At 69.9% G+C, this 9,728-nt stretch carries 8 protein-coding genes and 1 riboswitch; of the genes, 1 reads left to right on the forward strand and 7 read right to left on the reverse strand.

Annotation, left to right across the window (positions count from 1 at the left end; translation table 11 throughout):
- Positions 1–81 precede the first annotated feature (81 nt).
- The 6 genes from ACF1DX_RS38720 to ACF1DX_RS38745 all read right to left on the reverse strand — a co-directional run bounded on the left by ACF1DX_RS38720 (position 82) and on the right by ACF1DX_RS38745 (position 7,510).
- Positions 82–1,455: an aminotransferase class V-fold PLP-dependent enzyme gene (locus ACF1DX_RS38720; RefSeq protein ID WP_391795833.1), complete on the reverse strand. Its 1,374-nt coding sequence runs from the start codon at positions 1,453–1,455 to the stop codon at positions 82–84.
- Positions 1,456–1,617: 162 nt separating this feature from the next.
- Positions 1,618–1,734: riboswitch (SAM riboswitch) on the reverse strand.
- Positions 1,735–2,093: 359 nt separating this feature from the next.
- Positions 2,094–3,158: an anthranilate phosphoribosyltransferase gene (gene trpD / locus ACF1DX_RS38725; RefSeq protein WP_391795834.1), complete on the reverse strand. Its 1,065-nt coding sequence runs from the start codon at positions 3,156–3,158 to the stop codon at positions 2,094–2,096.
- 157 nt (positions 3,159–3,315) lie between these two features.
- A complete protein-coding gene (locus ACF1DX_RS38730) occupies positions 3,316–4,953 on the reverse strand; it encodes a cytochrome bc complex cytochrome b subunit (protein WP_391795835.1) in 1,638 nt (545 codons plus the stop codon).
- Positions 4,950–6,008 (reverse strand): Rieske 2Fe-2S domain-containing protein, encoded by a 1,059-nt coding sequence (locus ACF1DX_RS38735; protein ID WP_391795836.1) that lies wholly within the window; start codon positions 6,006–6,008, stop codon positions 4,950–4,952. Before ACF1DX_RS38735 ends, ACF1DX_RS38730 begins: the two co-directional genes overlap by 4 nt.
- Positions 6,005–6,817: a c-type cytochrome gene (locus ACF1DX_RS38740; RefSeq protein ID WP_391795837.1), complete on the reverse strand. Its 813-nt coding sequence runs from the start codon at positions 6,815–6,817 to the stop codon at positions 6,005–6,007. Before ACF1DX_RS38740 ends, ACF1DX_RS38735 begins: the two co-directional genes overlap by 4 nt.
- Before the next feature lie 81 nt (positions 6,818–6,898).
- A complete protein-coding gene (locus ACF1DX_RS38745) occupies positions 6,899–7,510 on the reverse strand; it encodes a heme-copper oxidase subunit III (protein ID WP_391795838.1) in 612 nt (203 codons plus the stop codon).
- Between the two features lie 238 nt (positions 7,511–7,748).
- Between ACF1DX_RS38745 and ACF1DX_RS38750 the strand changes: the two genes are divergently transcribed.
- The gene (locus ACF1DX_RS38750) at positions 7,749–8,150 is read left to right on the forward strand and encodes a hypothetical protein (RefSeq protein ID WP_391795839.1); all 402 of its coding nucleotides are present in this window, start codon (positions 7,749–7,751) and stop codon (positions 8,148–8,150) included.
- 95 nt (positions 8,151–8,245) lie between these two features.
- Here ACF1DX_RS38750 and ACF1DX_RS38755 read toward each other — a convergent pair whose 3' ends face one another.
- Entirely contained in the window at positions 8,246–9,523 is a 1,278-nt protein-coding gene (locus tag ACF1DX_RS38755; protein ID WP_391795840.1) for an Ig-like domain-containing protein, read from the reverse strand.
- Positions 9,524–9,728 lie beyond the last annotated feature (205 nt).

A 9,728-nucleotide genomic window follows, 5' to 3' on the forward strand; every position in this document is an offset into this window, starting at 1 on the left:
CACCCCTTCCCGTCCCGAACCCGGGGCTCCGCCCCGGACCCCCGGGACGGGAACGGGAAGGGGCGGCGAGGGCGAAAGAAGTCACCCTCGGGCGGAGGTGTCCGGGACGCAGCGGCCGTCCACCGTCCGGTAGTTCCAGCGGGCGCCGTCCCGTACGAGCTCCCGTACCGCCCGTACGAAACGCTCCACGTGCTCGTCGGGCGTGCCCGCGCCGAAACTCACCCGGATCGCGTTGAGGGACTTCTCGCCGGGCGTCGCCTCGGGGGCACCGCACTCGCCCTGTGCCTGCGGATCGCCGCCGAGCAGCGTGCGCACCAGCGGATGCGCGCAGAACAGCCCGTCCCGCACCCCGATGCCGTACTCCGCGGAGAGCGCCGCGGCGAAGTGGGAGCTGTTCCAGCCCTCGACGACGAAGGAGAGCACACCGACGCGCGGGGCGTCGTCCCCGAACAGGGACAGGAAGCGCACCTCGGGCACGTCCGCGAGTCCTTCGCGCACCGCGCCGATCAGCTCCTCCTCGCGGGCGACCAGGGCGTCGAACCCGGCCTCGGTGAGCGCCGTGCAGGCGGAGGCGATGGCGTACGCGCCGATGACGTTGGGCGAGCCGGCCTCGTGGCGGGCGGCGCCGTCGTGCCACTCCACGTCCACTCCCCCGTCCTCGCGCCGGGTGACCCTGCGGCTGGCGCCGCCGCCCGCGAGGTAGGGCTCGGCCTCCCGGAGCCAGTCGGCGCGGCCGGCCAGCACACCGGAGCCGAAGGGGGCGTACAGCTTGTGCCCGGAGAAGGCGACCCAGTCGACGTCCAGGTCACGGACGCTCACCGGGTGGTGCGGGGCGAGCTGGGCGGCGTCCAGCACGATCCGCGCGCCGTGCGCGTGCGCGGCGGCGGCCAGTTCCCGTACGGGCCACAGCTCACCGGTGACGTTGGAGGCGCCGGTGACGCAGACCAGGGCGGGGCCGTGGGGGTCGCGGTCGGTGAGGGCGCGCTCCAGGGTGTCGACGGCCTGGCGGGGGCTGCGCGGGGCGTCCAGGCAGGTGACCCGCGCGTCGCGCCAGGGCAGCAGGGAGGCGTGGTGCTCGGTCTCGAAGACGAAGACCTCGCAGCCGTCGGGGAGCGCGGCGGCGAGCAGGTTGAGGGAGTCGGTGGTGGACCGGGTGAAGACCACCTGGTCCCCGGTACGGCAGTCGACGAACTCGGCGACGGTCCGGCGGGCGTTCTCGAACAGGTCGGTGGAGAGCTGGGAGAGGTATCCGGCACCCCGGTGGACGCTGCCGTAGTACGGCGCGTAGGCGGCCACGTCGTCCCAGACCCGCTGGAGGGCGGGGGCGCTGGCGGCGTAGTCGAGGGCGGCGTAGGTGACCTCGCCCCCGGTGACGAGGGGGACGGTGACGTCCCGGCCGAGGACGGGCAGCGGGGCGCGGACGGACGGGTCGGTGGCGACGGTGGGGACGGACATGGCACAACTCCCGGCGAGGCAGGCGGAATCCCCGCGCGAGCGCACATCGCTCAAGCGCGGAAGGAAGGGAAAAGGGGTGCGTGGAGGCGGGGCTCGGCAGCCCTAACGCATTCGCTTGCTCACGGGAGACTCCTCGACGACCAGGACCCCTGGTGTGCGAGGGGTCCGCGCTTGCCGTGAGCCCTGCTGCTCACGGCCTGGTCTTCACCCGGGGCACCCCGCCACGGACGGAGGGTTGCCGGACAGCCGGCCGGGGCCTGATGGCTGTCACTCATGACCTGGACAGGAAAGTACGCGAAATGATCGACGCCCCGCAACCCGTGTCCGGATCGCGGGACGTCCCACAGCCTGACGAGAGGGTCTGCCCGGCGGATCGCCTCGAAGGAAACCGACGGTGCCTCGCAGCCCCGGTCAGCGAGGGCGATGGAGGTCCCCCGCGCAGGAAGCCCGCGCAGGGAGCCCGCGCAGGGAGCCCGCGCAGGGAGCCCGCGCAGGGAGCCCGCGCAGGGAGCCCGCGCAGGGAGCCCGCGCAGGGAGCCCGCCGCTCGGCTTCGCTCGAGCGGCGGGAGGAGGCGAGCGTGCGGCTGCGAGGCGGTGAAGGAGCACGCACCGGGCCCGGTGTCCCCGCCGGGCAGGCCTTACGCGTTGCTGACGGCCACCCAGCGTTCCAGGACCCGCTTGGCGGCTCCCGAGTCGATCGACTCGGCCGCCTTCGCCATTCCGGCGCGGATCTGTTCCGTCAGGGTGCCGCCGCCCGGCTCCAGGGCCACCAGCGCCGCCGCCGAGTTCAGCAGCACCGCGTCCCGTACGGGGCCCGGTTCGCCGTCGAGGAGCCGGCGGGCGACCTCGGCGTTGTAGGAGGCGTCGGCGCCGCGCAGCGCCTCCACGGGCACCAGTTCGATGCCGGCGTCGCGCGGGTCGAAGGCCTCCTCGGTGACCTTGCCGTCGCGGACCACCCACACCCGGGAGGTGGCGGTGGTCGTCAGCTCGTCGAGTCCGTCGTCGCCGCGGAACACCAGCGAGGAGTGGCCGCGCTCGGCGAACACCCCGGCCATGATGGGCGCCATCCGCGGGTCGGCGACCCCGACGGCCTGCGCCTTGACCCGTGCCGGGTTGGCCAGCGGGCCGAGGAAGTTGAACACCGTGCGGACGCCCAACTGCCCCCGCGCGGCGGCCACGTGGCGCAGCGCCGGGTGGAACTTCACCGCGAAGCAGAAGGTGATCCCGGCTTCCTCGGCGACCTCGGCGACCCGCCTCGGCGTCAGCTCCAGATTGACGCCGAGCTTCTCCAGGACGTCGGAGGCGCCGGACGCGGAGGACGCGGCCCGGTTGCCGTGCTTGACGACCTTCGCGCCGGTGCCGGCCACGACGATCGAGGACATCGTGGAGATGTTCACCGTCTTGGCGCCGTCGCCGCCGGTGCCGACGATGTCGACGGTCGCGCCCGGCACCTCGATCACATGGGCGTGGTCGTACAGCGCCCGTACGCAGCCGGTGATCTCCTCGACGGTCTCGCCCTTGGCCCGCAGGGACACCGCGAACCCGGCGATCTGCGCGTCGGTCGCCTCGCCGCGCATGATCAGGTCCATCGCCCAGGCGGTGTCGTCGGCGGTCAGGTCCCGGCCGTCCAGCAGTCCGTTCAGTACGGCGGGCCAGGAGCGGCCCGCCGCGGTGTCGCCTCCAGCGGGGGTCACAGCGCTCATGGCCGCTCCTGATGGTCGTAGAGGAGTCCGAGGACCGGGCAGGATCCCGGTGGTGTCCACCCTATCCAGGTCCGGGGACGGCGAAGGGCCCCCGTCCGCAGAACGGACGGGGGCCCTTCGCCGTCGTGTGGCGACTGGGGTGAGGCGCTGAAGGCGATCAGTGGTGGCCGTGGCCGCTCGTGATCTCCTTGTACTCCTCGACGGTCGGCTTCGGGATCTGGGCGTCCTCGCCGTAGTAGCCCTTGCTCAGCTTGGCGCGCAGCTTCTCGGTCGCCTTCACCTTGCGCCGGACGCCGTTCTCGTCGACCTCCGGGCCGATCTCGGCCGGCTTGTACTGCTCGTGCGCGGTGAGGGTGTACATCTGCTCCTGGCTGAGCGGCTCGTGCACCTCGATGAACTCACCGTGCGGCAGGCGCTTGATGATGCCCGACTCACGGCCGTGCAGCACCTTGTCCTTGTCCCGGCGCTGGAGGCCGAGGCAGATCCGCTTGGTGACGACGAACGCGATGACCGGTCCCACGAAGAAGCCGATGCGGACGAACCAGGTGACCGAGTTGATCGAGAGGTTGAAGTGCGTGGCGAAGATGTCGTTGCCACCACCGATCAGCATGATCACGTACGCCGTGACCCAGGCGACGCCGAAGGCCGTACGGGTCGGCGCGTTGCGCGGCCGGTCCAGGATGTGGTGCTCGCGCTTGTCCCCGGTGATCCAGGACTCGATGAACGGGTAGAGCGCGATGACCGCCAGGAAGACACCGAAGATCACCAGCGGGACGAAGACGCCCAGGACCAGGGTGTGGCCCCAGAGGCTGATCTCCCAGCCGGGCATGGCGCGGACCAGGCCCTCGGCGAAGCCCATGTACCAGTCGGGCTGGGCGCCCGTGGAGACCATGTCCGGACGGTACGGGCCCAGGGCCCAGATCGGGTTGATGGACGCGATGCCGGCGATCAGGGCGGTGAAGCCGAAGACCAGGAAGAAGAAGCCTCCCGCCTTGGCCATGTAGACCGGCAGCAGCGGCATGCCCACGACGTTCTTGTTGGTCCGTCCGGCACCCGCGAACTGCGTGTGCTTGTGGTAGAAGACCAGGATCAGGTGGGCGACCACCAGGCCGAGCATGATGCCCGGCAGCAGCAGGATGTGGATCGAGTAGAACCGCGCGACGAAGTCGGTGCCGGGGAACTCCCCGCCGAACAGGAACATCGAGATGTACGTGCCGACGATCGGCACGGACAGGATCGCGCCCTGGGTGAAGCGGACACCGGTTCCGGAGAGCAGGTCGTCCGGCAGCGAGTAACCGGTGAAACCGGTGAACATGCCGAGGACGAACAGCAGGAAGCCGAACAGCCAGTTGATCTCACGCGGCTTGCGGAACGCGCCGGTGAAGAAGACGCGCATCATGTGCACGAACATGCCGGCCAGGAAGATGACCGCGGCCCAGTGGTGGATCTGCCGGATCAGCAGACCGCCACGGACGTCGAAGCTGATGTCCAGCGTCGACTTGTAGGCCTCACTCATCAGCTGTCCCTGCAGCGGGACGTAACTGCCGTGGTACTCCACCTCGTTCATCGACGGGTGGAAGAACAGCGTCAGGTACACACCCGTGAGGATGATGATGAGGAAGCTGTAGAGGCAGATCTCGCCCAGCATGAAGGACCAGTGGTCCGGGAAGATCTTGCGCATGTTGGCCTTGGCCAGGGAGTAGATCCCCAGCCGGCCGTCGGCCCAGTCGGCGACGCGCTCGCCGGCCGGTGCCTTCCCGCGCGAGCGGGACTCGGGGGTCGTCGTAGTACTCATCCGCGCTCCCAGAAGGCAGGACCGACGGGCTCTGCGAAGTCGCCGAGCGCTTCGAGGTAACCCTCGTCGTTCACGCCGATGCGCAGCTGCGGCAGCGGGTGACCGGCGGGGCCGAAGATGACCTTGGCACCGTCGGAAAGGTCGAAGGTGGACTGGTGGCAGGGGCACAGCGCGTGGTGCGTCTGCTGCTCGTACAGGGAGATCGGGCAACCGACGTGGGTGCAGATCTTCGAGTACGCGAGGATGCCCTCGTGCGACCACTCGAGTGACTGCTTGTCCTTGATGTCGTCCGGCTTGATGCGGACCAGCATCAGGGCAGCCTTGGCGATCTCGTTCTGGAAGTCGTGGTCGTGCTCCTCCAGGCCCTCGGGCTTGGCGAAGGTCAGCGAACCCACGATGAGGTCGGACGGCCGCAGCGGCTCGTTGGTGTTCATGTTGACGATCAGCTTGCCCTTGCCCCACAGGGTGTGGCGCAGCTTGGTCTCGGGCAGCGGCCCGAGCTCGCGCAGCAGCACCACGCCGGAGAGCGGGAACAGGGCGAGGGCGCCGAACATCGTGTTGCGGATCAGCTTGCGCCGGCCGAGCGCCGACTCCTTGGCACCCTGGCGGAAGTCGTCCATGACCTTCGCCTTGACCTCGGGCGAGGCCTCGATCGGGTGCCGCTCGTCGGCCAGTTCCTCGTCGGACATCAGGGTGCGGGCCCAGTGGACCGCGCCCGCGCCGATGGCGAACAGGGCGATGCCGAGCGTCACGCCGAGCGCGAAGTTCAGGGCGCTGATGTGACCCAGCGGGAAGATGTAGACGATCTTCTCGACCGGGATCGCCACGAACGAGGCGATGAAGCCGACGGTGGCCAGCATCGACAGCGTGAACATCAGGGCGACCGCGCGCTCGGACCGCTTGGCGGCCCGCTCGTCGATGTCCTGGATCCGGTGTTCGTGGGGCGGCAGGCCCGGGTCGGCGAACGGGTTCTTCTCGTCCGCGACCTTCACCGCGCCGTGGGTGGTGTCCTGCGCTGCGGGCAGGTTCTCTTCAGGGATGTCTTGGCTACTCATGACTTCTTGGCCTTTGCGGTCCGAGCGGCGACCCACACGGCGACGGCGATCAGGCCGCCGAGACCGAAGATCCAGCCGAACAGGCCCTCACTGACCGGGCCCAGCCCGCCCAGCTCCATGCCGCCCGGGCTCTCGGACTCGTCGGTGTTGACCTCGCCCAGGTACGCGATGATGTCCTTCTTGTTCTGCTCCGTCAGCGTGCTGTCGGGGAAGGAGGGCATGTTCTGCGGGCCGGTGAGCATGGCCTCGTAGATGTGCTTGGGAGCGACGTCCTCAAGGCTCGGGGCGTACTTGCCGTGCGTGAGCGCACCGCCCTTGCCGGTGAAGTTGTGGCACTGCGCGCAGTTGTTGCGGAACAGTTCGCCGCCCTTGGCGATGTCGGCGCCCTCGGGGCCGTACTGCTCGGCGGTGGGGACGGCCGGGCCGGCGCCCAGGGAGGCGATGTACGCCGCCAGCTGGTCGATCTCGGCCTGGCTGTAGACGGCCGGCTTGTCCGGGATCTGAGCGGCCTGCGAGGTGGCGGCCGGCATACGGCCGGTGCTCACCTGGAAGTCGACCGCGGCGGCGCCCACGCCCACCAGGCTCGGACCGTCGGAGGTGCCCTGACCGCCGGTGCCGTGGCAGCTGGCACAGCCGACCGCGTAGAGCTTCTTGCCCTCCTCGATGGTGAGGGACTGGGCGGTTTCGTCGGCCTGCGCCTTGTCCGCGGGTGCGAACACGGCGTAGAGCCCCCCGGTGCATGCCAGCGCGAGGAGTAGGACGACGAGCGCCGCCAGCGGATGGCGTCGTCGTGCGGAGAGCTTTTTCACGGATTACCCCGGTGTCAGGATCTTCTGCGTCGATGCTTCTGGATGGTGCGCCCGGAAAGGCGCGCGCGGATGTGGGCCCGGCTACTTGATCATGTAGATCGTGGCGAAGAGGCCGATCCAGACGACATCGACGAAGTGCCAGTAGTAGGACACGACGATGGCCGCGGTCGCCTGCTCGTGGGTGAACCTCTTGGCCGCGTAGGTCCGGCCCAGGACCAGCAGGAAGGCGATGAGACCGCCCGTCACGTGCAGGCCGTGGAAGCCGGTGGTCAGGTAGAACGCCGAGCCGTACGGGTCGGAGGAGAGGGACAGGCCCTCGTGCTTGACCAGCTCGGTGTACTCGAAGACCTGGCCGCCGATGAAGATCGCGCCCATGATGAAGGTGACGACGAACCAGCCCCGGAGCTTCTTCACGTCACCGCGCTCGGCGGCGAACACGCCGAGCTGGCAGGTGAGGGAGGAGAGCACCAGGATCGTGGTGTTCGTCGCCGAGAACGGGAAGTTCAGGGTGTTGGCCTTCTCGGCCCAGAACTCCGGACCGGTCACCGATCGCAGGGTGAAGTACATCGCGAAGAGGGCCGCGAAGAACATCAGCTCGGAACTCAGCCAGATGATGGTTCCGACGCTGGTGAGGTTCGGCCGGTTGACCGACGGGTGCGCGTGCCCGGTATCTACTGTCGTTGCTGTCGCCACGCCGACATTATGTCGGTCGCTTATCCCGCCCTCACTCCCGGGGGTGCCGTTCGGTGCGTTCAGCCCTCCTGGACTGCCCGTATGGCCCATCCGCGAGCCGTGGCGGAGCCCTCGCGGAGCCGTCTCGAAGGCGTGTCCGAACCAGTGTTGACAAGCGGTCGGAGGGGGTAGCATCCGCGCCATCGGTACCCGAAGTTCCCGACAGAGCCGTGCCCTCTTTCTTACGCGTGGAGGAACAATGCAGGCGACCGCCACGGTGCTGGTCTACAGCGACGACGCCAACACCCGGGAGCAGGTGCGGCTCGCCACCGGGCGGCGGCCGGCGCCGGACGTGCCCGTCGTGGAGTTCGTGGAGTGCGCGACCCCGGCGGCGGTGCTGTCCGAGCTGGACCGGGGCGGCATCGACGTGTGCGTGCTGGACGGTGAGGCCGTGCCGATGGGGGGCATGGGGATGTGCCGGCAGATCAAGGACGAGGTGTTCAACTGCCCGCCGGTGCTTTTGTTGATCGGCAGGCCGCAGGATGCGTGGCTGGCCACATGGAGCAGGGCGGAGAGTGCGGTCACCTTGCCGGTGGAACCGGTTGAGTTCGCCTCGGCGCTGGCCGCGCTGCTGCGGCAGAAGCATCTGCAGAGCGCCTGAGGGGTCGGACCTGTCCGTGGTCCGGCGGCCTAGGGCCGGTGGGGGTTGTTCGCGCAGTTCCCCGCGCCCCTGGGGGTGCTGCCCCTAGGGGTGTTTCATGCGGTCTGTGGCCTGAGGCGGGCCTGCTCGACCGGGTCCTGGGTGGTGCCGGGCGTCAGGGCGCTGCCCGCCTGCCAGGTGGGCCAGTCGAGGTTCCAGTCGCCGTAGCCGTTGCCGAAGGGTTCCATCGTGGCGCCGGCCAAGTTCTCGACCTTGACGACGTCGCCCTCGCGGACGGTGTCGAAGAACCACTTCGCGTCGCCGGTGCTCATGCCGACGCAGCCGTGGCTGACGTTGTCGTAGCCCTGGGAGCCGACGGACCAGGGGGCGGCGTGCACGTACTCGCCGCTCCAGGTCACCCGGATGGCGAACTCGACGTCCATGTCGTACGACTCCTCCGAGCCCTCGGCGATGCCGACGGTGGTGCTGCGCATACGTACGAGGCGTTCCTTGGCGAGTACGACCTTGACGCCGTTGCGGGTCTCGAAGCCGGGCTTGCCGGTGGTGACGGGGATCCGCTTGATCTCCTCGTCGTTCTTGTAGACCGTCAGCCGGTGCGCGGCGGCGTCGGTGACGGCTATCACCCGGTCGCCGGTGCGGATCGTCAGGGGCTCGGACCTGCCGCCCCGCAGCCGGTCGTTGACCTTGACGCCCTCCAGGGTGCTGCGCACGCCGATGGTGGCGTGGGCGGGCCAGTAGTCCCGGGGGCGGTAGTGCAGCTTCCTGTCGTCCACCCAGTGCCAGGTGCCGGACACGGCGGGGGTGGACTCGACCTTCAGGGCACGCTCCACGACGGCTCGCTGGGCCGGGTCCCTGACGGGTGCGCTCAGCTCGGCGGTGAGGGGCTGGCCGACGCCGTACGTGCCCGCCCCGGGGCCGAAGGCGACGGTCAGGCGCTTGGCGGTGGAGGGTTTGGCGGTGGTGAAGGTGAGGACCTTGCGGCCCGGTGTCCCGTCCTCGTCCTCGGTGCTCACCCGGACCGTGTACCGGGCGTCCTCGGCCAGCGGGGAGGTGCTGTGCCAGCGACTGCCGTCGGCGGCCAGTTCGCCCGTCACGCGGCGTCCCGAGGCGTCCACGACGGTGACGTCCGTGATGCGTCCGTCGGAGTCCTCGGCGACGACCTCCAGGGGCTTGTCGGGGTCGGCCTTCCCGCCCGTTTCGACGGATCCGCCGAAGGAGATCCGGTCCGCCGCGTCGTAGGGCTCGGCGGCCAGCGGGTCGCCGTCGGAGGAGCAGCCCGCGACGCCCGCGCCGAGGGCTATCGCCAGCAGCGCGCAGCCGGCGACGCGGCTCCGCCCGGCGCCCGCGCCACGAGGGGACTTGGTGCGTCTCATGGCCTCACGCTAGGAACCCGCGCCACCCTCGGCTCTTCGGAAGGACCGAACGGGTGAGACGACGGCGAGGGGCCCGGACACACCTGGTGGAGTGTCCGGGCCCCACGCCGCCCTGGTCACTGGGTGCGGTAGAAGCCGCGGGTGTAATCGCAGACCAAGCCCCACAAGACCATCAGCGGCCCCCGCGCCCAGAAATAAAAAACAC

The sequence above is a fragment of the Streptomyces sp. NPDC014676 genome (assembly GCF_043084105.1).
GTDB lineage: Bacteria > Actinomycetota > Actinomycetes > Streptomycetales > Streptomycetaceae > Streptomyces.